The organism is Shewanella hanedai (genome assembly GCF_007197645.1).
GTDB lineage: Bacteria > Pseudomonadota > Gammaproteobacteria > Enterobacterales > Shewanellaceae > Shewanella > Shewanella hanedai.
The window spans coordinates 66,148-88,143 of record NZ_VKGK01000021.1 but is presented as its reverse complement, the minus strand read 5'-3'; the positions used below and the strand labels follow the sequence as shown (position 1 = coordinate 88,143).

Genomic DNA, 21,996 nt, shown 5'->3' with positions numbered 1-21,996 from the left:
GATTCGTATCACAAAACATCTAAGAAATGACGGAGATAACTATGAAAGTTGCTGTACTTGGTGCTGCTGGTGGTATTGGGCAAGCTCTTGCCTTACTACTAAAAACGCAATTGCCTGCCGATTCTAAACTCTCACTATATGATATCGCTCCTGTAACACCTGGTGTTGCTGTTGACCTTAGCCATATCCCTACAGCTGTTGAAGTAAAAGGTTTTGCTGGTCAAGATCCTTCACCAGCCCTTGAAGGTGCAGATGTTGTTTTGATCTCAGCTGGTGTAGCTCGTAAACCAGGAATGGATCGCTCAGATCTATTTAACATTAATGCCGGAATCGTTAGAAACTTAGTTGAAAAGTGTGCTGCAACTTGTCCAAACGCGCTAATCGGTATTATTACAAACCCAGTTAACACGACAGTGGCAATCGCTGCTGAAGTACTTAAAGCTGCGGGTGTATATGATAAGAATCGTTTGTTCGGTATTACCACACTTGATGTTATCCGTTCTGAGACATTCGTTGCTGAAGCCAAAGGTCTAAACGTTGCTGACGTGACTGTTAACGTTATCGGCGGACACAGTGGTGTGACTATTCTTCCACTTCTTTCTCAAATTGAAGGCGTAAGCTTTACTGATGAAGAAGTTGCAGCACTCACGACTCGTATTCAAAATGCAGGTACAGAAGTTGTTGAAGCTAAAGCCGGTGGCGGCAGTGCAACACTTTCTATGGGCCAAGCAGCTTGTCGCTTTGGTCTTGCGCTTGTTCGTGGTCTTCAAGGTGAAGAAAACGTTGTTGAATGTGCCTATGTTGATGGCGGCAGCGAGCACGCTGAATTCTTCGCTCAACCAATCTTGCTTGGTAAGAAAGGTGTAGAAAAAGTACTGGCTTATGGCGACGTGAGTGAGTTCGAAGCAAATGCGCGTGACGCGATGCTAGATACTCTAAAAGCTGATATTAAGCTTGGTGTCGAATTCGTTAAGTAATAATGATTATCTGATTGAAATTTGATAATTAAAAAGGAGCCAATAGGCTCCTTTTTTGTACATGGATGTACTTATCCCCGATCGCATGGATAGCGACTGAGGGGGTTTGTACATGGCAGGAGATGTTCCTTCATCTCTGTGCATTTCTATCATCTCAGAGTACTTACCCCCGATCGCAGGGCACCTGAAATGTTCCCTACATTTCTTGGCATTCCCTACATCCTGTACGTCAAAGCGATTGAGGGGATTTATGTTTGGCAATCTATATAAAACTAATGGTTACGAGCTACAGCTATTTTAGCCAGCGATATAAGAGCTTGCTTGTAGTCGGTATCAGGAAGTATAGAAAGTGCCTCTATGGCTTTAGCTGACTCTTCCTGAGCACGTTTGTAAGTATATTCAAGTGCACCACAATTACCGAGTGCTGCTAATATAGGTTCAATACTATCTGTACCGTCCCCTTTTTCAATCGCGGTACGGATCAACTGCTTCTGCTCATCAGTGCCATGAGACATCGCATAAATAAGTGGTAGCGTGGGTTTACCTTCAGCAAGGTCGTCACCGATGTTCTTACCTAGCTCTTCAGTGTCAGCCGTATAATCAAGTAAATCATCAGTTAGTTGGAACGCCGTTCCTAGGTATTTCCCATAACAGGCTAACGCTTCTTGGATATCACTAGGACTATCGGCAAGAACGCCTGCTAAACGGGTTGCCGCTTCAAAAAGCTTGGCCGTTTTGCAGTAGATCACCCGCATGTAGCTCTCTTCAGTCGTATTTGGGTCATTACAGTTCATTAACTGTAAGACTTCGCCTTCGGCTAATACATTAGTTGCATCGGCAAGCACCTCAAGGATCTCCATGCTGCCTAATTCGGTCATCATTTGAAATGAGCGGGTGTAAAGGAAATCACCAACCAGAACACTTGCACTATTTCCAAAAAGGGCGTTTGCGGTTTCTCTGCCACGGCGTAAAAGAGATTCATCGACAACATCATCATGTAAGAGTGATGCGGTGTGGATAAACTCTATAATAGCGGCAAGCTTCAGGTGATCCTCACCTTTATAGTCAACGGCACGTGCTGCTAAAATTGATAGAAGGGGGCGCATACGCTTGCCGCCACCATTAATAATGTAAAAGCCCAATTGGTTTATCAGGGCAACATCAGATTCTAGTTGTTTGTATATTAGCTTATTAACGTTGTTCATATCGTTATCGGCTAACTGACGAATGGCGTTCAAATCCATAGAAAGGCTCTGGTTGGTGGGGGAGTCCTATATAGGCGCCCCACTTATGGCTTAAATGTTATAATGTTGGGATTCTACCTAAAAATAAGCGCTAAGGCATCACTAGAAGCCGATACTGAGAGTAATTCCGGTCTTTTTTTATTCTTATTGAATTAGGGCTTGTCAGCTTAGAATTCTTAGCGTAAACTCCGCGACCATTGTCATTAAAGCTTTTATACACCCCTGCCTCATCAAATGAGCCGGGTGATAGAAAAAAATCGGAGTGAAATAGCTATGTACGCTGTTTTTCAAAGTGGTGGAAAGCAACATCGTGTTGCTGAAGGCCATACTGTTCGTCTAGAAAAATTAGAAGTCGCTACAGGCGAAACTGTTGAGTTTGACCAAGTTCTTTTGGTTGCTGACGGTGAGACTGTTCATGTTGGTGCACCTTTAGTTGCAGGTAGTAAAGTTGTTGCTACTGTAGTTAGTCACGGTCGTGCTGACAAAGTAACTATTGTTAAGTTCCGTCGTCGTAAGCATCACGACAAAAAAATGGGCCACCGTCAGTGGTTTACCGAAGTTAAAATTACAGCTATCAACGCTTAATTAGGAGTTCTAACTCATGGCACATAAAAAAGCTGGCGGTTCTACTCGTAACGGCCGCGATTCAGAAAGTAAACGTCTTGGTGTAAAGCGCTTTGGTGGCGAATCAGTTCTTGCTGGTAACATCATTGTTCGTCAACGTGGTACTAAATTCCACGCTGGTGTAAACGTAGGGATTGGTCGTGACCATACTCTATTCGCTTTGACTGACGGAAAAGTTAAGTTCGAAGTTAAAGGTCCTAATAACCGTAAGTTTATTAGCATCGAAGGCTAATCATTAGCTAACGCTAAGATTGCTTGTTAAAGCCCCGCCTTTGGTGGGGCTTTATTGTTTATGGTAGAAATTTTTGGCTACATGAATCACAAAGAAGTATAATTCTTTTATTCTGTGGTGCCCGGAGTAGGTATGAAGTTTGTCGATGAAGCTGTGATCAGAGTTGAAGCTGGTGATGGTGGTAGTGGTTGCGTCAGTTTTAGACGTGAGAAATATGTACCCGATGGCGGCCCAGATGGCGGCGACGGTGGTGATGGTGGCAGTGTATATCTGCAAGCTGATGAAAGTTACAACACGCTAATTGATTTCCAATTTGAGCGTTTTCATCTTGCTGAACGTGGAAAGAATGGCCGCGGTCGTGATTGTACTGGACATGGTGGTGAAGACTTAGTGCTTACCGTGCCTGTTGGTACCCGTGCTATTGACGAAGAAACTCAAGAGTCTCTTGGTGATTTGACTTATCATGGCCAAAGAATGTTAGTCGCAAAAGGTGGTTTCCACGGACTGGGTAATACTCGCTTTAAAAGCAGTACTAACCGTGCGCCAAGACAAAAGACTTTAGGTACACCAGGCGAAGTACGTAGCTTAAAACTTGAGCTTATGTTGCTTGCTGACGTGGGTCTTTTAGGTATGCCAAATGCGGGTAAATCGACCTTCATTCGTGCTGTTTCTCGCGCTAGACCTAAAGTTGCTGATTATCCGTTCACAACGTTAGTGCCTAATCTTGGTGTAGTTAACCCGAGACACGGTCAAAGCTTTGTGATTGCTGATATCCCAGGTCTAATTGAAGGTGCGGCAGATGGTGCTGGTCTAGGTGTACAGTTCTTGAAGCATCTTGAACGTTGCCGTGTACTTCTGCATATTTTAGATATTGATCCTATTGATGGATCAGATCCGGTTGAATCTGCACGTGCTATTGTTGCTGAACTTGAGAAGCACTCACCAAAATTAGCGGGTAAGCCGCGTTGGTTAGTGATAAACAAGACAGACCTAATGCTTGAAGATGAACTTAAAGAGCGCGTTGCACGTGTTGTTAAAGAGCTAGAGTGGGAAGGTGATGTTTACACTATTTCAGCCTATAACCGTGAAGGTACTGAGGCATTAAGCCTTAAGTTAATCGACTTTATTGATGCACTTCCACCAGAGGAAGAGATTGATAAAGAAGCTGAAGTCGAATTCAAGTGGGATAATTACCATGAGAATGCTAACGAATCATTGAATGAAAACTACGTTGCAGATGACGACGATGATGACTTCGACGATGATGATTATGACGTGAAGGTTATCTACCAAAGATAATACTGATCCTCTTATCTACCACGATTGAGATGATTTTTTTGAGATTAGTGTGTACGCAGATACTCAAAATGATATAACTCGGCAAGTTGTCCGAGTGGCTCAACTATTGTTGGCCTATGGCGCTGAATCTGAGCTTGTCGAAGAGATAAGCCAGCGCCTTGGCCATGCTTTAGGCTTAGCTAGCGTTGAAATTTCCATCTCCTCAAACTCCCTCGTGTTAACCAGCTTAGTTCATGGGCGTTGTATCACGACCACTCGTAGGATCCGTGAACATGGCATCAATATGACCATTATTTGTGAGCTTCAGCGGATATGCTTACTCACAGAGAAGGGCTTGTATGGCATCAGAGAGGTGAGAAAGCGAGTTTCTCGTATCGAACCTAAAACCTATCCAAAACGTTATTTAGTGCCCATGATAGGTTTATCCTGTGCAAGTTTCTGCCATCTGTTTGGTGGTGATGTCGCAGCTTGTTTTATTACCTTCATCGCCTCCTCAATCGGCATGTTTGTCAGATTATCCATTGCTAAACACCATTTTAATCTATTACTTAATTTTGCTGTTACTGCTTTCGTGACGACGTTAATAGCGCAAATTGGGTATCATTTTGATTTAACCGATACACCTAAATTGCCTATGGCGGCGAGTGTATTGATGTTGGTGCCAGGCTTTCCAATGATCAACGCTATTTCGGATATGGTGAAAGGTCATCTGAGTGTCGGGATTTCTCGTTGGGGTCATGCGACTTTGCTGACAGTCTCATCCGTTATCGGGATAACAATCTCAATGCAGCTAGGTGGGCTTCTCCTATAATGGAACTCATTTTAAAATTACTTAATGATGCATTTTTTTCAGCCATACCTGCAGTAGGCTTTGCGATGGTGTTCAATGTGCCTAAGCGTTTTTTGCCTTACTGTGCTATTGCTGGCGCTTTGGGTCATAGTTGTAGAACGCTACTATTACATTTTAATTTGCCAATAGAGTGGGCAACCTTTATTGCAGCTGCGCTGGTTGGTTTAGTGACGATCGGTTTTGCAAAGCGTCATCTGGCACCGCCGTTAATGTACGCGGTAGCAGCGATCATTCCCATGATCCCTGGAACCTACGCTTTTAATACGGTTATCGCGTTAGTTCAGTTAACTGCACAGTCTGAAATCAGCGCTGAGCTCACTTCTGCCGTTATCAGTAATGGTTTAAAGACCGTCTTTATATTGGGAGCGTTGTCGGTAGGGCTTGCGATGCCGAGCTTACTCTATTTTAGATCCAGACCTGTGATATAACCTCTCAGAATGAAAGCTTTAGCCTCTAAGTAAATCAATAATAATTCCCAGGAGATAACATGCAAATAGCCCTAATAGCCGCGATGGCTAATAATCGCGTCATAGGAAAAGGTAACCAGATGCCATGGCATCTTCCTGAAGATCTTCGTCACTTTAAAGCGATGACATTAGGTAAGCCTATTGTGATGGGCCGTAAGACTTTCGATTCTATTGGTAGACCACTTCCAGGACGTCATAACATTGTGATTAGTCGTCAAGAAGGGTTAGTTATTGAAGGGACAACCTGTGTGAACTCTTTTGAAGCAGCCAAAAAAGCAGCTGGTGATGTCGATGAGCTAGTAGTGATTGGTGGTGGGCAACTCTACGCTATGACCATAGGCATTGCTGACAAGCTGTATTTGACTGAGATTGACCTCGAGGTTGAAGGGGACACCTTCTTCCCTGAGTGGGATGATGGCACTTGGCTTATAAATGTTCAGGAAAGTGCTGTAAATGATAAAGATTTGGGTTATCGCTTTATGGAATTGGTAAAAAAATGTTAAGTTACAGTGCTTGCTATGATTTTGGGTAGTGAGTGCGGCTGACACCCTACAGGTACTCCGCGAAAAAACATAATAGATTAATAAAAATATTAAAGGAGTACATGATGCGCCTGTTGCCTATATCGATAGCTGCTATTATTGCAGCATCAAGCTATACGCTTCCTGCCCATGCCAATGATCAACTTGCAGCTAATATCTGCAACTATGTTCAAGCTGACGATAAGAATAGATTACGAAAGAAACTAAAAGAGAACCGTGTTAAGTTGCGGAACATCTATTCTGGTATCTCTTGCAATGGTGATAGTTTGTTGCGGACAGCCATTAAAAGTGGCTCTGACAAAGTAGGAACCTTTGTAGCAAAACGCTTGTCAGTCTCTGACCTTCAAGCTAGTGAGGCCGATGGCATTAGTATTAATGCTTGGGCTGAAGCAAAAGGCCATAGCGCGAGTGCAATTAACATTGCGATTAAAGAGCGTTTAGCTGGCGGATAAGCTTGTACAACGTTATTTGTATTAAAAAATACCGGACAATTGTCCGGTATTTTTTTAGTTTTTATTGATAGAAGTCGCTTTATATTAAACTTTAAACTCACCTACTGATGCTTGAAGTTCTTCAGCCAGCATCGCTACCTGATGGCTAGACTGTGCTGTTTGATCAGCTCCAGAAGCAGTCTCTTCAGAAATCGATGCGATGTGTTCTAGCATTTCAGATACCTGCTGACTCACTAAACTTTGCTCTTGAGCTGCATGGGCAATATGAGTACCAGAATCATGGGCTTTATGAACAGCCTCACTGATACTTGTGAGAGCAATATTGGCTTGTTCGGTTTTATCGACACAAGAACTGGCCTGACTACGGCCTAACTCCATCACTGATACCGCTTCTTGCGTTCCTGCCTGCAGGACTTGGATCATCTGTTGAATTTCTTGGGTAGAGTCTTGAGTTCTCGAGGCTAGGTTTCGGACTTCATCGGCGACGACGGCAAATCCACGGCCTTGTTCACCAGCTCGTGCAGCTTCAATTGCGGCATTTAATGCGAGTAGGTTAGTCTGTTCTGCAATGCCACGAATAGTGTCAAGAATTGAGCCTATGGAAGCACTATCAGTATGCACCTTGTTAATCACTATGCCTGCTTTGGCTACTTCATCAGCTAGCGCCTGAATAGTATGCTTATTCTCATCAGCAATGGTGCGCATATGCTGTGCTTCATCGTCGGCCTGCTTAATTTGTAGTAGCGCTTCATCGGCGCTGCTGGTGACTTGCTGGGCACTTGACGTTAATTGAGTCGTTGCAGTAGCGACTTGATCGACTTGGCTCTTTTGTTCTTGAATGCTGGCGGTTGTTTGAGTTGTGATAGCTGACGTTTCTTCTGCTGCAGCTGCAAGTTGATTCGAGCGGTCTAAAATGCCTTGTATTAATTCTCTAAGGCTATCAACTAGGCGGTTGCAGTTACGAGATAGCTCGGCAAATTCATCATGACCCGAGTCGTCTAGTTTATGAGTCAAATTGCCAGAGGCTAAAATATTAAGCGCTGTGTTGATCTTATTTAATGAGCGTTTCAGCGGAATAGTAACCGCAGAGCTAACGCCAATCGACACAAAAATAACAATGACAATAAGAATGATGGTATTAAAACTCGCTGAATCAATGCCTTCAATTGCTTTATTACTGATTTGTGCAGAAACAGTTTCTACTTTTTTAATCAGTTCATCCATGCTGCCGTTAACATTATCAACATCTCTGTTAACCTTGCTAAGTAACTGTTCTGCCGATGATTCAAAGTTAAGCTGACGTCCTTTCATCGCTTGCATAGAGCCACTTCCACTTAACATGGTAAAGACTTTATTCGCTTCAGTATTAATATCGGCCATTAGTGTTGTATCAACAACACCATCCCAGTGACGGGTAACATATTCCAGTTTACTCTTAGCTTCATTGATCAAGTAATCGAGTTCTTTAGATATGGTGTCAAATTGAGAGTGTGACGTGCTGTTTATGAGGTCATAGTTAGTGCTGACGATACTGCTGAGACTATTATCAATATTGCCAGCAGTGGCAGCTATCTCTTGATCGGTTAAATCTTCACTGGTCTCCAGATCCATAAGGTCTAGCAGGAGTGAGGCTGTATCATCAGCGGCTTCTTCTAAACGCTCTAATTTGGAGACTAATTTCTCTTGTGTAACCAGCGAGTTTTCTCGCGTGATCATCATTTTATTGCTTTCAGCAGCAAAATCCTGATAGTTAGTTCTTAGTGTCGCAATAATACTGGTAAAGTCAGCTTCTTGTTGCGATGCCACAAGTCTTGAAATGTTATTGAGCTCAGAGTTGAAAGATTGGTTATGCTCGGCAAATTTGGACTTCAAGGCGGGGATTTTAGTCGATTGAGTTGAATAGTAAGCGAGTAATACCTGCTTTTCCTGAATCGAAAGATCTTTAATTAAGTGACTGGTAGATTCTATAGCAGGTAAGCTGAGTTCTTGTAATATCTGAGTGCTAGTTTTGAGCTCACTGTTTGTCAGTAAAGAGGCGCCTCCCAAAGTGATTAAGAGTAAGGTTACTACACTAAACCCGCCAATAACTCTTGTGGCGACATTCAATTTCATAGGGTGCTCCATTATAAATTTTATTATTATTCCCTAGTAATGAATGATTAGTTCAGTTACTTGAATATTGACTAACAACTGTTAACGTATCGGCTAACATTCGAGTTAGTTTAACTCTTTTTTAACTTATTTTGGGTAATTTTTTCATCCTTCTCTAGATGCCATAGTGTTAGGTACTCTCCCCAACAACATCCTGTATCTAATGCTTTTATTCTTGTAGAGCTCACTTCGCCCATCACTGCTGCCCAATGTCCAAAGACCAAAGTATGGCTTTGGTTAACTTTCCCCTCAAGAGCGAACCAGGGAGTCAAGTCTGGATCTTTACATTCGGCAGGGGAGACCTTACATTCAAAATCGAGCCGTCCATCACTGTGTAAAAAACGCATTCTTGTTAATGCATTGATACAGTAAATTCTCTTTTCTAATTCGCCCATTTCAAGATGCCACTGGTTTGAACCCGAGGTGTACATTTTCGTGAGTAGGTTTTCAACATAATCGGCAGATTGGAGGGCTTGAGTGACACGCAGGCTTTCTGCTCTTAACGTATTCAGATCCCATTGAGGTGGAACACCTGCGTGGCTCATTATAATCTTGTGCTCAGGCAATTCCTGATGAAGCGGTTGATGGCGTAGCCAACCTATTAAGGAGTTAATCTCTGATGAATCAAGTAAAGCCTCTAGTTTGTCCTTTGGATTTGCTCTTTTAACCTTGGCGTGAACAGCCATTAAGTGCAGATCATGGTTCCCCAGAGACACATTTGCAGCGCCATCGAGTTGCTGGAAGTACTTCAATGTGGGTAGAGAGCCGGGCCCTCTCGCAACTAAATCGCCAACTGCCCATAGTTGATCCCGTGATGGGTTAAAATCGACTTTAGACAACAGCTGCATGAGTTCGTCATAACACCCTTGAATATCGCCGACAAAATAGTTTGCCATCTCTTCTTTATCCTTATCAATCAATACTCTAATTGTACTGGGGAGGCGCGGGAAAGGAAATAAGTTTCAATCTTAGAAAATGGCTTCAGTATGAAGAACTGAAAATGTTTGATCGCTGTTTTTAGTGAAGTAACCCAGGAACAGAGAGTCTAAAAGGCGGTATTGTCGCGTTAAAAGCGGTTCCATCCTCAGTGACCATTCCATAACTGCCTTCCATGACACCTAAGGGAGTTTCGAGCACTGTACCACTGGTATATTGGTAGGCGGTATCAGCTTCAATTGTGGGGGTTTCACCAACTACACCAGCGCCTTGAACTACGCTGAGATGTTGATTTGCATCGGTGATAGACCAGTGGCGGGTTTTTAACGTCACGGGATCTTTACCTAAGTTGATGATGGTGATTGTGTACCTAAACAGATATCTTTCATCATTGGGTGAGGATTGATCTTCGATATACTCTGTTTTAACTTCGATTTTTATTGAGGCTTCAAGTTCTGTCATGGATTTCCTTATAACAAAAAGGAGGGCAAGCCCTCCTAGATTTTGTAAATCATTTTAGAATTTAACACAGAGTTAAAATGAAGTAAGCGTATTTATTGCTTATCAATGACAAGATTTGCCATTGCAACATACTGCTGGACTGTGATCTGCTCAGGTCTGAGCGTCGCGTCGATGCCTAACTCTGCAAATTCGTCATCAGAGATAATATGTTTAAGATTATTACGCAAGGTTTTACGGCGCATATTAAATGCCGTGGTCGTTAGATGTCTTAGTTGATCGACATCTTTACATGGCCAAGGCTTCACTTTAAATGGCACGAGACGAACGACAGCTGAGTCAACTTTAGGTGCAGGTGTAAAGCTTCCTGGCGGTACTTCAAGTACAGGCATAACCTGACAATGATACTGCGCCATGACGGTCAAACGACCATAGGCTTTTGTTCCTGGGCTGGCAGAAAGCCTAAGAACGACCTCTTTTTGCAGCATGAAGTGCATGTTCTCAATCTGTTCTGCGAAGTCGAATAGATGGAACATGAGTGGCGTAGAGATGTTGTATGGCAAATTACCAAACACCTTCATCTGACGGCCTTCTTCTACAAGCTGGCTGAAATCAAACTTAAGCGCATCTCCTTGGTGAATATCCAACTTATCTTTTAATGTTGGGTGTTCACGCAAACGCGCTACTAGATCTTTATCCAGTTCAACCACTGTCAGTTTGTCGATACCACTGGCTACAGGCTCGGTTAATGCCGCTAGGCCCGGACCAATTTCAACCATGACATGATCGTTATCTGGAGAGATAGCGCCAACAATGCGATTGATAATATTGTGATCGGTCAAAAAGTTTTGTCCGAAACGCTTTCTGGCCGTGTGGCCTAAATGTACTTTATTGCTCATTACTTATTTCAACTACTCAGTTTTTGCTGCCAAATCTATGGCTTTATTTAGTGCACAGACAAAGCTACCTATGTCTGCTTGACCTGTTCCGGCGAGTTCAAGTGCAGTACCGTGATCTACCGAAGTACGAATGTAAGGTAGCCCTAAGGTTATATTCACCGAGCTACCGAAACCTTGCGATTTAAGGACTGGCAAACCTTGATCATGATACATAGCAAGTATGACATCGGCGTCATCTAAGTACTTACTTTGAAAGATCGTGTCTGCTGGTAACGGGCCGACTAGGCTAATGCCTTCGGTTCGCATTTCCTCTAAGGCTGGAATGATAACATCTATCTCTTCGCGCCCTAGATGCCCATCTTCGCCTGCATGAGGATTGAGTCCGCATACATATATTTTGGGTTGTTTAATGGCAAACTTATTCACTAAATCAGTATGCAATATTTTAATAATTTGACGCAGTCGATCACGCGTAATCGCTTTTGACACATAGGCCAATGGAATATGAGTGGTGACTAAAGCGACTTGCAAGTTCGGTGCTGCCAGCATCATTACAACATCTTGGCAATTGGCTTGATGTGCAAAAAACTCAGTATGACCACTAAAGGAGATACCGGCTTGATTGATGATGCCTTTATGAACTGGACCGGTAACCACGGCATCAAACTCACCGTTCATGTTCTTCTCGCCGGCATAGCTCAGAGTCTGCACTACATAGGCACTATTTTGCTCATTCAGTTGGCCGCATTTAGCCTCAGCATTGAGCGCAAATGGTGCCAAAGTTAAGGTACCAGCTTCTTGGGCTTTTGGCGCAAGACTCGGTTGGTAAGGCTTAAGCTGTAGCGGAAGCCCGAGCATTTTGGCCCGAGAGGTTAACAGTTCAGGATCCGCACAAACAACTAGCTCAGCAGGCCAAGCCTGCTGAGCTAGTTGGATAACTAAATCTGGACCAATCCCGGCTGGTTCGCCTGGGGTGATGGCTATTCGTTTAGTCGTCAATATATTTAGCCTCGATTAAAATAGGTTTTAACATCCAATTAATTCTTGAGGGCAATAGTAACAGATTTAGCTATTACTATTCGCCTCGATTCTTCTCAGGTTCGAAGACTTCGATATACGCTTCAGCTCTCATCTCATCAAGCCAGTTTTGTAACTCTTCATTAAACTTACGACGGAAGATGAGCTGATGTGCTCTATTGGTATTAAATTTGTCCGTAGCATCTGTCTTACGGCGCTCTTCAAGCTGCACTATATGCCAACCATGACTTGAACGAAAGGGCTCGCTGATTTCATTTATCTCAAGTGCATTTAATGTTTGAGAGAACGCAGGAACATAGACACTTGGGTCAGCCCAGCCTAACTCACCACCTTTTGCCGCTGAACCAGGATCTTCAGAGTATTGATGAGCCAGTGCTGCGAAATCGGCGTCACCAGAACGGATCTGAACCGCAAACTTTTCAAGCATGGCTTTAGCGCGTTCTTCTGACAGAATTGGCGAAGGCTTGACTAAGATATGTCTTGAACGGACTTCATCCACTTCTTTGGTTTCTAGACCTCGAGCATCTAATACCTTAATGATGTGAAAACCTGCTCCACTTCTAATGGGACCAATCACATCACCAGGCTTAGCATTACCCAACACTTCAGCGAATAAGGTTGGCATCTCGTTGATGTTCATGTAGTCCCAAACACCACCTTCTAGGGCTTTAGGGCCTGAAGATGCTGCAATTGCAGTACGACGGAAGTCATCGCCATCTTTTACGCGTTTAAGCACGGTTTCAGCGCGCTTACTCGCTTTTTCAAGTTGTTCGCTGTTAGGGTTATTTGGTACTTCAATCAGAATATGTCCAATTTGGAATTCAACTTGTTCTAGACCCTTCTCTTCAATCATTTTAACTAAGTTATTGATTTCTTGAGGAGACACCTGAATACGACGTTGAACCTGAATACGTTGTATTTCACCTAAGGTGATCTCTTCACGTAACTGCTCACGGTATTGATTCCAGCTCATGCCTTCTTGAGCGATTTTAACTTGCATCTGCTCAACGGTTAATTTTTGTTCTTTAGCGATATTGCCGATAGTTTGATCTAGCTGTAGGTCACCAATATGCAGTCCTATTCTATCGGCCATCTGCATCTGTAATCGCGTCATGATCAAACGTTCAATTACTTGTGTTCTAAGTGCACTGTCTGAAGGTAGATCTTGGCCTGCCGCTGTGGCATTTGCTTTAACCGTTTTAAGCATGCCAGTGATTTCACTCTCTAGCAGGATACCTTCGTTAATCTGTACTGATACCCGATCGAGGGGGGCACTTTGGGCTTGTACTGTATGGCTCATCGCCAGAGCAAGAAAAGCAAAAATCAAATGTTTACACGGTTTCATCCACAAAAATCCTTGGCATATTGATGTCAGGTGCAGCACCAAATGATGCTGACTTGATTCTATTATCATGATTGGACTCTAAGACCCGCTCATGGTTCATCTAAAATAAACTTATTTAATCTTATCGGGAGTCAATTCCCAGTCGCTGCTTAGTTTACCCGTTAGGTTTGGCGTTACTAGTTTTTCAGATAAAGCGGTTTACGATAGTTAAATAGACCATCGTTCAGCATATCTGATACGCCTAATGGGCCTGAGCCACCGAGTCCTTTTATGACGAAGTTTAGGTAAAATCCGCTTTCAAATAGTTCACGATTATCCAGCACCGGATTAAAGTTATCATCATAATTAGTTTTAATTCGATAATGGTAACTTAAGCGGACTGCCCAGCAACATGATTCATACTGAAAACCAGTGTAGGTCTCTACACTTCGGCTTTCGTTAAGATCATAATACCAGTTACCTACTACATACCAGCTGTCGCTAATTGGCCAAGCTCCGCGCATACCTGCTTGAGAGATATTAACGGATTCATTGGTATTTGAGTTCAAGAGATCCGGTACATATCGATAACTAAACTGAAGTAATTTATTGGCACCAGGCCTAAAGTCGAGTGTCATCTCGCTCTTTTTGTTCTCACTCTGCTTAGTATCATACTGAATAGCGCCACTGACATACCAGTCTTTATACAACTTAGTGCTTAATTCAGCAGCAAGCACTGAGTTAGAGGTGTTCTCTTGGGTTAACCTGCTACTTGGTACTAAGGGATCACTAATCCCCACTTTACTGTCTTCAAAGTAGTAAATTTGTCCCAAGCTAAACTTAAATGCTTCCACATTATGTTCGTCAAATAAGCGAGTCGTTAAGCCGAGAGTGAGTTGGTTGGCATCGGCGATTCTATCGATACCTGAAAAGCGTCGGTCACGGAAAAGACCAAAGTAATCATCTTGTATCATCGCGGTATCATAAATACCAATGTCGTCTTGGTCTTCATAGCCAACATATAAGTATTGAAATTGTGGTTCTAATGTTTGGCGATAATTTTCATTAAAATAGTCAGTAAAACGTTCGAAGTTGACCTGACCATGGACACGTATTTGTGGCAAGGTTCGGTTAACAAAGCTGGCTAATTCATCATTACCATTGGATTCATTAACGTCTTGCCAATAGTAGGTTTGGAGTAACTTGACTTCACTGGTTAGCGAGCCTGCAGGGCCATGAATTGGATAAGAAATACTGGGTTCAAAATTCAGACGCGTTGCCGTTGTGAAGCTACTGTCTTCATGTTGAAAGTTACTCGCTTCACTGGTCAATCCAAAATCTAAGCCATTCCAAAAATCTGGGGCGCGATAGTTAAGGCCTATCTGTGGCATCACCTGATAAGGCTTTTCATCTCCGCCTAACACTTTAATATTCTGTACTCGTGCGGTGACATCCCAATTTTGTTCGAAGTAGCTAATCTCACCGATGCGCGATATCTGATTATCAGTTGCGCGTTGCACATCCGAGTTTAGATCGTTGAAATAGTTGTTGTCTGATACGTTGGTGAAGTTAGCCATCACTCGCCAGTTTTCATTGATGGCACCTTTATGTTCCCAATGGTAAAGGTAACGATCAGGCGAGTCAGTCAGCATTTTATCGCTGCCGATGTACTCTAAGTTGAGTTGGCCTTGTTGCGACTCTCCTGCGAGATAGCGGAAATCACTCTTTAGGAATAGCCCTCGTGATGACATGTAATGAGGGGTTAATGTAAGGTCATATTCTGGAGAAATATTCCAATAATATGGCGTCGCTATTTCGACACCGTTGGTGGTACTGGTGCTTAATTCAGGGAACAGGAAGCCGGATTTACGTTTTTCAGATACCGGTATCGTCATATAGGGGATATAGAATACAGGAACGCCACCAATTTTTAACTTGGCATCCCAGAGCTCTCCCCACTCTTCAGTGCTATCGATCTTGATCGTTTCAGCTTCGAGTAACCAAGAGGTGTCACCTGGAGGACAGGTAGTAAAATTTGTCTTAGTCAGGTGCAGATTATTATCGGAAGTGATCTCGAGTTTTTCTGCGTCACCATGAATTTGTTGACCGTGCATCCAATACTGTGCGCCCCAAAGGGATGCACTATTGCTGCGCATTTCAGCAATGAGCGAGTCAGCTGTAATGGTGATCATCTGATCTTGAAATATGAGATTGCCATTGGCATCTAAACGCTCATTCTTTTGATCTAATATCGCTTCATCGGCTGCAATATGGCGCTGACCTTGGCTGAATAATACATTGCCATTGAATGTAGCTTGTTTGCCCATTTCCGCTTCAGAGCGGTTAGATATAATTCGGATCTCTTGCTGTTCTAGTGCCGTTTGGTCATCGCTTGTTGACGATAGACGGGGGACTGGAGGCTCGACGATACACTGTAAGCCAGCATCGATAGTTTGGGTCGAGTCTTCAGCCAAGACTAATTGGGGAAGTAGGCTTAGTGCCAATAAATAACGGATCTGCATCTTAAGTCGTTTAATATGATTTCTTAGTCTGGACAACAATAATTGAGGATAAATGTTGCCGATTTTAAGGCAACTCAGCTAAATATCAAGATTGAGCTTATTAGCTGATTCCATTTTGCTTTATAATAAAGCAATTTTTACATAAGAGCCATGAGGTGCCCTTGTCAGATCTAAGATTTATTGCGTTAAATAGATGGCTAAAGCAACTTTTTAATACTGAAGTTAGAGCAATACTTATCTCTGGAGATGCGAGTTTTAGACGATACTTCCGTGTTGAGCACCAAGATAAGCGCTTTATCGTAATGGACTCACCCCCTGAATTGATCAAAGTGCTTCCTTTTATTAAGTTAGCAAACGCTTATTCTGCAAAAGGAGTGAATGTACCTCAAGTTATTGAAATTAATCTTGAAGAAGGTTTTTTACTGTTAAGTGACTTAGGCGATGTACAGTTACTATCGGTGTTGAATGAGGACAACGTAGTCGATTATTACGGCCAAGCATTAGCGCTCTTAAATAAAGTGAGTTTAGTTACCGATAATGGTGAAACTTCTTTACCTTTATACGATGAAGCTTTTGTCCAATTGGAGTTAGATATTTTTTCTGATTGGCTGATAAAACGTCATCTTGGTCTCGAACTTGATGATTCAACCCAAGATATGCTGAAAATGACCTTTTCTCATCTTATCCAAAATGTTGAAGCTCAACCCAAAGTCGGTATGCACCGTGATTATCACAGCCGAAACATAATGCTGCAAAATGAGCAGCTACAGGTGATCGATTTTCAGGATGCAGTACTTGGGCCTATCACCTATGATGCGGTGTCTCTTTTAAGAGATTGTTATGTTCGCTGGCCTGATGGCGTGGTTAATCAGTTAATGCAGCAGCATTTTGAGCAAATTAACGCATCGGGCCAACTTGATAGCGGTGTCACAATAGAGACCTATACCCGTTGGTTTGACTTAATGGGATTACAGCGTCATATAAAAGCAGCTGGCATTTTTGCTCGCCTTAAATACCGTGATGGTAAGCCTGCATATATGGCAGATATTCCATTAACCCTTGAATATATTCGCGATATTTCTGATAATTACCCAGAGCTTAAGCCCTTTAGTGAATGGATTTCGGCTACGGTTATCCCAGCCGTTGAGGTCACTTCATGAAGGCGATGATTTTGGCTGCGGGTAGAGGAGAGCGGTTACGTCCTTTAACGGATGCATTGCCTAAACCTTTGGTCAGTGTGGCTAATAAGCCATTGATTGTTTATCACATCGAGCGGCTGGCAAAACAGGGGATCACTGAGATTGTGATCAATCATGCTTGGCTTGGGCACAAACTAACGGAAGCATTAGGTGATGGCAGCCGTTGGGGAGTGAGCATTCAGTACAGCCATGAGCTCAATGCATTAGAGACTGGTGGTGGTATTAAACAGGCTTTGCCATTGTTAGGTAATAATCCATTTTTAGTGATAAATGGCGATGTGTTTCTTGATGAGTTACCTGATTTTACTCGTTTCGATTCAAATGGCGCTCTTAAGGGCAAATTGGCACATCTTTGGTTAGTGGATAATCCCAGTCAACATCCGAATGGGGATTTCCCCTTGATAGGTGGGCTCGTTCAAAACAAACTTTCTGATGAACAGGAAGCATTGACGTTTTCAGGGATGGGGATTTATCATCCCTCTCTTTTTCAAAATACACCAGATAAGGGTTTTCTTCTTGCTCCGCTGTTAAGAGATAAGGTGAATTCAGGACTTGTTTCCGGTGAATATTTTTCAGGTTTTTGGTGTGATGTTGGGACTCTAGAGCGTTTAGATAGTTTGGAGCAGCGTCAGCAAGGTTTAGGTTGATATAGGTAGGCCCCTGTAATAACGGGCTCTATTTTATCAGGATTTAATCGTATATTTTGTAAGTGACTAAGGTTTTTTAATGCGTATTTGGGGTAAGATTTTCGGCTTTGCCATCGGTTTTATGTTTGGTCGAATAGTCGGTGGTGTCATTGGTCTTTGGTTAGGTCACCTCTATGATAAAAAAAGTGCCCAGCTTAGTGGCATTATAGGGAAAGGGGCTAATCGACAGACGTTGTTCTTTAAGACAACCTTTGCCGTGATGGGACATGTGGCTAAAGCGTCAGGACATGTGACTGAAAACGATATTCGTATCGCGACGATGTTAATGGATCAGATGCAGCTCAAAGGTGAAGCAAGAGTAGAGGCGCAGATTGCATTTAAAGAGGGCAAGGAGAGTGACTTTGATGTTAAAGCTTGCCTTAAAACTTTCCGCCTTATCTCTATGGGCCGTAAAGAACTGCTGCAGATGTTTCTTGAGATTCAGATACAAACAGCACTTTCTGATGCCAAACTGGATCCCGAAGAACATGCGGTATTACTGGTAATAGCCCAAGAGTTAGGTTTCAGTCGTGCTCAACTTGATGAGTTACTTAAACGTTGGCAGGCGGAGTTTAATTTCCATAAGGGTGGCAATAACAATCAAACCAGTATTGAAGATGCCTACTCTCTGCTTGGTTTAACAGAAGCTTCATCAGATCAAGAAGTGAAGCGCAGTTATCGTAAACTAATGAATGAGCATCACCCTGACAAGTTAGTCGCGAAAGGTTTGCCTCCTGAGATGATGGAGCTTGCGAACACCAAAGCTCAAGATATTCAAGCGGCTTACGACAGGGTCAAAACCGATCGCGGCATGCGTTAAGTTAGCTAGCCCACCGCTTCTGCTATCCTGCTATTTTTATTGAATAACTCTTTGTAAAATGTATATTATGTAAAGTATAAATATACATTTTACTATCCTGTATTTAGGCTCATTTTGCCTCAATCTTGATAACTCATGTTTGATCATTCATGAAAGAGACCGATATGAAGATAGCAGCTTATATTTCAGCTTCAGCATTGATTGTTACTTCCGCTTTGGTTTCAAATCCTGTGTTTGCAGAGGTGTTTGTTGCGCCATTTGGAGGTTACAGTTTTGGCGCCAGTGAGTTCAACATTAAAAGTGCTGGACTCAGTAACTTCGCCCAAGATGAAGAGGGAGAGTTGAACGTCTCTGAGTCGGCGCATTATGGTGTCATGCTGGGTTTTACTACTAATGATCCCGGCGATATCTATCTCATCTATAGTCATCAGGCCACCGAGTTGCGAAGTGGTGGTAATTTTAGTCCTACTCCCATCACGGATCTCGATCTTGATCTTGATTATCTGCATCTGGGGGGATCGCTTTATTTTCCAAATGGCAATTTAAAACCCTATGTGACTGCCAGTGTTGGCTTAACGAGTATGCGACCTGGTGGTGATTACTCAAATGAGACTCGGTTTTCAATGGGCTTTGGTGCCGGCGCTGAGTATCAACTGACCGAATCTTTCTCGATGTTCGCCGATGCAAGGGGTTATGCCACTTTCATCAGTAGTGATAGCACTTTGTTTTGTGATGGCGGAGAGTGTCTCTGGTTTATTAGCTCAGACATTATGTGGCAAGGGCAAGTTAACGTAGGCTTAAAGCTACGGTTTTAGAGAGAAGATTCATAACATGAAAATAGTGATACTCGACGGTTATACACTTAATCCTGGGGATTTAAACTGGAGTGGATTAAGCGACTTTGCCAGTGCTGGGGAGTTTACTAGTTTTGAGCGAACTGCTGAGAGTGAACTACTGAGCCGCGCCAAAAATGCTGAAATACTCTTTACTAATAAGACTGTTATCTCGGCGAATACACTTGCTGAACTCCCTAAGCTAAAATACATTGGTGTACTTGCAACTGGCACCAATGTGGTTGATTTGGTCGCAGCAAAGCAACATGGCGTCGTGGTGACCAATGTGCCAGGTTATGGCCCAGATGCTGTCGCTCAGATGGTCTTTTCTCATATTCTTCATCATACACAGCAGGTCGCAGTTCATCATCATGCCGTTGTTGCAGGGGCGTGGACTGAGTGTGAGGATTTTTGTTTCACTCTCAGTCCTTTGCAATCTCTAAAGGGGAAAACCCTCGGGTTGATGGGATATGGCGCGATAGGTCAGCAAGTGGCGAATATCGCATTGGCGTTTGGGATGACTGTATTAGTCAATACGCGTACGCCGCTGCTTGATCTCCCCGTTGGGGTGAAATGGTGCAAGCTTGATGAGATGCTCCCGCAGGTAGATATTCTTTCATTGCATTGTCCGTTAACGCAGGAAACGGATAAAATCATCAACCGAGCGTTACTTAGCTTGATGCGTAAAACGTCTATCTTGATTAATACGGCTCGTGGCGGATTGATCGATGAAGCAGCCTTGAGTCAGGCGCTACTTGATGGTGAAATTGCCGCAGCTGGAGTTGATGTGCTGTCAACTGAGCCACCAGAAAAAGATAATCCGTTACTGACAGCGGTCAATATCAGTATTAGCCCACATAACTCGTGGGCAACACGGGAAGCTAGGCAAAATTTACTGAATATCGCGATTGAAAATGTGGCCGCTTTCTTGAATGGTAAAGCGAAGAATAGGGTTAACTAGTGACTACAAAATCACTTTAACGACACTAGCACAATGCAATGATTTCTCTATTGCATTGTCAATCGAGCTTCCACGAGCAAGTGCAACACCTAAACGTCGACGACCGTCTATTTCAGGTTTGCCAAACAAACGAAGCTGGGTATCCGTTTGCTCGAGTGCTTTACTGATACCTTCAAAACGAATATTGTCAGACTGACCTTCACCGAGTATGACTGCTGATGCGCTGGGGCCATGTTGCGTTATGTTAGCAATAGGTAAGCCTAAAATAGCCCTCGCGTGCAACGCAAATTCAGATAAGTCTTGACTGATGAGGGTCACCATTCCTGTGTCGTGAGGACGGGGCGATACTTCGGAGAAATACACTTCATCTCCTTTAATAAATAACTCGACGCCAAATAAACCGTAACCCCCTAATGCTTCAACAACTTTACGACCAATCTCCTGTGACCTCTTTAGCACTGAAGGTGACATGGCTTGTGGCTGCCATGATTCTCGGTAGTCACCATCTTCTTGTCTATGACCGATAGGATCGCAGAAGTGTATGCCGTTGATTGAATTTATCGTTAGCAGGGTGATCTCATAATCAAAGGGCACAAACCCTTCGACAATTACACGTCCTCCACCTGCTCGGCCGCCCTCTTGCGCATATTGCCAAGCAGTTAATACTTGGCTTGCTTCGCGAATAACACTTTGTCCTTTACCGGATGAGCTCATGACAGGTTTAACCACACAAGGTATGCCTATCTTTTCTATTGCCTGTTCGAATTCGATTTGAGTATCACAGAAAACATAAGGCGAAGTGGGCAGATTTAAGGTTTCAGCGGCAAAACGTCTTATGCCTTCTCTGTCCATGGTGAGCTGGGTGGCTTTGGCGGTGGGGATGATATTAACGCCTTCAGCTTCCATCTCTACCAGAGTTTGAGTCGCAATGGCTTCAATTTCTGGGATAACCAGATGTGGCTGCTCTTGTTTGATAATCGCTTTTAGCGCGTCACCGTCGAGCATATTGATAACATGAAAGCGATGGGCGACTTGCATGGCTGGTGCATTGGGGTAGCGATCTACTCCAATCACTTCAACGCCCATGCGCTGAAGCTCTATCGCAACCTCTTTTCCAAGTTCACCGCAACCTAGCAACATAGCGCGTAATGCACCATTGGAGTGTGGAGTGCCTATCATTTTGTGGGTACCTTTATTTTTGTCGGTAATAGTGTTTCACACTATCTGGCTGTTGAGCTTATTGATGCTCTTTTTCGCTATTATACCAAAGCTACTTGGGAATGCAGTATTGGGCATATCCAGAGGTGACAGAGTTCAAAATCATCAATCACTGTTCGGTACTAGTATTCATATTGATGTTGATAAACTGTATTCCCACTATCCATTTTTCTTAATGACAAGAGTCATCGGCTTTCATTCTGAGTGATATTTATGCAAAGGGCTCGCAATTACCGGTAAGACAGAATCATCTGGATGGGTGA

The 21,996-nt window shown here is 43.2% G+C and carries 22 protein-coding genes; 13 read left to right on the top strand and 9 right to left on the bottom strand.

Translation table 11 applies throughout. From position 1 onward, the window contains the following. The first annotated feature begins 41 nt into the window (after positions 1-41). Complete coding sequence (gene mdh / locus FN961_RS16630) at positions 42-977, top strand: malate dehydrogenase (RefSeq protein ID WP_144041302.1); 936 nt, start codon at positions 42-44, stop codon at positions 975-977. A gap of 272 nt (positions 978-1,249) precedes the next feature. Here mdh and ispB read toward each other — a convergent pair whose 3' ends face one another. Further along, positions 1,250-2,221, bottom strand: coding sequence for an octaprenyl diphosphate synthase (gene ispB / locus FN961_RS16625; RefSeq protein WP_144041301.1), 972 nt, complete (start codon positions 2,219-2,221; stop codon positions 1,250-1,252). Positions 2,222-2,494: 273 nt separating this feature from the next. Here ispB and rplU point away from each other — a divergent pair, with 273 nt between their 5' ends. The 7 genes from rplU (at position 2,495) to FN961_RS16590 (ending at position 6,687) form a co-directional block, all read left to right on the top strand. Then, positions 2,495-2,806, top strand: a complete 312-nt coding sequence (gene rplU / locus FN961_RS16620; RefSeq protein ID WP_144041300.1) for a 50S ribosomal protein L21 — start codon at positions 2,495-2,497, stop codon at positions 2,804-2,806. A gap of 16 nt (positions 2,807-2,822) precedes the next feature. After that, the gene (rpmA, locus tag FN961_RS16615; RefSeq protein WP_144041299.1) at positions 2,823-3,077 is read left to right on the top strand and encodes a 50S ribosomal protein L27; all 255 of its coding nucleotides are present in this window, start codon (positions 2,823-2,825) and stop codon (positions 3,075-3,077) included. 132 nt (positions 3,078-3,209) lie between these two features. Next, positions 3,210-4,376, top strand: coding sequence for an Obg family GTPase CgtA (gene cgtA, locus FN961_RS16610; protein WP_144041298.1), 1,167 nt, complete (start codon positions 3,210-3,212; stop codon positions 4,374-4,376). A 49-nt stretch (positions 4,377-4,425) separates the two neighbouring features. Then, positions 4,426-5,187, top strand: coding sequence for a threonine/serine exporter family protein (locus tag FN961_RS16605; protein WP_144041297.1), 762 nt, complete (start codon positions 4,426-4,428; stop codon positions 5,185-5,187). Next, on the top strand, positions 5,184-5,654 hold the full coding sequence (locus tag FN961_RS16600; protein ID WP_144041328.1) for a threonine/serine exporter family protein: 471 nt from the start codon (positions 5,184-5,186) through the stop codon (positions 5,652-5,654). Before FN961_RS16605 ends, FN961_RS16600 begins: the two co-directional genes overlap by 4 nt. 59 nt (positions 5,655-5,713) lie before the next feature. Next, positions 5,714-6,196 (top strand): type 3 dihydrofolate reductase, encoded by a 483-nt coding sequence (folA, locus tag FN961_RS16595; protein ID WP_144041296.1) that lies wholly within the window; start codon positions 5,714-5,716, stop codon positions 6,194-6,196. A 104-nt stretch (positions 6,197-6,300) separates the two neighbouring features. Continuing rightward, complete coding sequence (locus FN961_RS16590) at positions 6,301-6,687, top strand: DUF3718 domain-containing protein (protein WP_144041327.1); 387 nt, start codon at positions 6,301-6,303, stop codon at positions 6,685-6,687. A gap of 84 nt (positions 6,688-6,771) precedes the next feature. Here FN961_RS16590 and FN961_RS16585 read toward each other — a convergent pair whose 3' ends face one another. From FN961_RS16585 to lptD, 7 genes are all read right to left on the bottom strand, one after another. Continuing rightward, the gene (locus FN961_RS16585) at positions 6,772-8,799 is read right to left on the bottom strand and encodes a methyl-accepting chemotaxis protein (RefSeq protein ID WP_144041295.1); all 2,028 of its coding nucleotides are present in this window, start codon (positions 8,797-8,799) and stop codon (positions 6,772-6,774) included. Positions 8,800-8,909: 110 nt separating this feature from the next. Next, positions 8,910-9,734, bottom strand: a complete 825-nt coding sequence (locus FN961_RS16580) for a symmetrical bis(5'-nucleosyl)-tetraphosphatase (RefSeq protein ID WP_144041294.1) — start codon at positions 9,732-9,734, stop codon at positions 8,910-8,912. A 121-nt stretch (positions 9,735-9,855) separates the two neighbouring features. Then, positions 9,856-10,236 (bottom strand): Co2+/Mg2+ efflux protein ApaG, encoded by a 381-nt coding sequence (apaG, locus tag FN961_RS16575; RefSeq protein ID WP_144041293.1) that lies wholly within the window; start codon positions 10,234-10,236, stop codon positions 9,856-9,858. 92 nt (positions 10,237-10,328) lie between these two features. Next, the gene (rsmA, locus tag FN961_RS16570; RefSeq protein WP_144041292.1) at positions 10,329-11,132 is read right to left on the bottom strand and encodes a 16S rRNA (adenine(1518)-N(6)/adenine(1519)-N(6))-dimethyltransferase RsmA; all 804 of its coding nucleotides are present in this window, start codon (positions 11,130-11,132) and stop codon (positions 10,329-10,331) included. A gap of 12 nt (positions 11,133-11,144) precedes the next feature. Beyond that, positions 11,145-12,131: a 4-hydroxythreonine-4-phosphate dehydrogenase PdxA gene (pdxA, locus tag FN961_RS16565; RefSeq protein WP_144041291.1), complete on the bottom strand. Its 987-nt coding sequence runs from the start codon at positions 12,129-12,131 to the stop codon at positions 11,145-11,147. Positions 12,132-12,207: 76 nt separating this feature from the next. Beyond that, positions 12,208-13,515 carry a peptidylprolyl isomerase SurA gene (gene surA / locus FN961_RS16560; RefSeq protein WP_144041290.1) on the bottom strand — a complete coding sequence of 436 codons (1,308 nt, stop codon included), beginning with the start codon at positions 13,513-13,515 and terminating at the stop codon, positions 12,208-12,210. A gap of 176 nt (positions 13,516-13,691) precedes the next feature. After that, positions 13,692-16,016: an LPS assembly protein LptD gene (gene lptD, locus FN961_RS16555; RefSeq protein WP_144041289.1), complete on the bottom strand. Its 2,325-nt coding sequence runs from the start codon at positions 16,014-16,016 to the stop codon at positions 13,692-13,694. A 155-nt stretch (positions 16,017-16,171) separates the two neighbouring features. Here lptD and FN961_RS16550 point away from each other — a divergent pair, with 155 nt between their 5' ends. The 5 genes from FN961_RS16550 (at position 16,172) to FN961_RS16530 (ending at position 20,515) form a co-directional block, all read left to right on the top strand. After that, positions 16,172-17,176, top strand: coding sequence for an aminoglycoside phosphotransferase family protein (locus FN961_RS16550; RefSeq protein ID WP_144041288.1), 1,005 nt, complete (start codon positions 16,172-16,174; stop codon positions 17,174-17,176). Further along, the gene (gene murU / locus FN961_RS16545) at positions 17,173-17,862 is read left to right on the top strand and encodes an N-acetylmuramate alpha-1-phosphate uridylyltransferase MurU (RefSeq protein WP_144041287.1); all 690 of its coding nucleotides are present in this window, start codon (positions 17,173-17,175) and stop codon (positions 17,860-17,862) included. Before FN961_RS16550 ends, murU begins: the two co-directional genes overlap by 4 nt. A 79-nt stretch (positions 17,863-17,941) precedes the next feature. Next, positions 17,942-18,721 carry a co-chaperone DjlA gene (gene djlA / locus FN961_RS16540; protein ID WP_144041286.1) on the top strand — a complete coding sequence of 260 codons (780 nt, stop codon included), beginning with the start codon at positions 17,942-17,944 and terminating at the stop codon, positions 18,719-18,721. Between the two features lie 164 nt (positions 18,722-18,885). Beyond that, the gene (locus tag FN961_RS16535; RefSeq protein WP_144041285.1) at positions 18,886-19,536 is read left to right on the top strand and encodes an outer membrane beta-barrel protein; all 651 of its coding nucleotides are present in this window, start codon (positions 18,886-18,888) and stop codon (positions 19,534-19,536) included. Positions 19,537-19,552: 16 nt separating this feature from the next. Next, positions 19,553-20,515 (top strand): D-2-hydroxyacid dehydrogenase, encoded by a 963-nt coding sequence (locus FN961_RS16530; RefSeq protein ID WP_144041284.1) that lies wholly within the window; start codon positions 19,553-19,555, stop codon positions 20,513-20,515. Between the two features lie 3 nt (positions 20,516-20,518). Here the strand turns inward: FN961_RS16530 and purT are convergent, their stop codons facing one another. Continuing rightward, complete coding sequence (purT, locus tag FN961_RS16525) at positions 20,519-21,694, bottom strand: formate-dependent phosphoribosylglycinamide formyltransferase (protein WP_144041283.1); 1,176 nt, start codon at positions 21,692-21,694, stop codon at positions 20,519-20,521. Between the last annotated feature and the right edge of the window lie 302 nt (positions 21,695-21,996).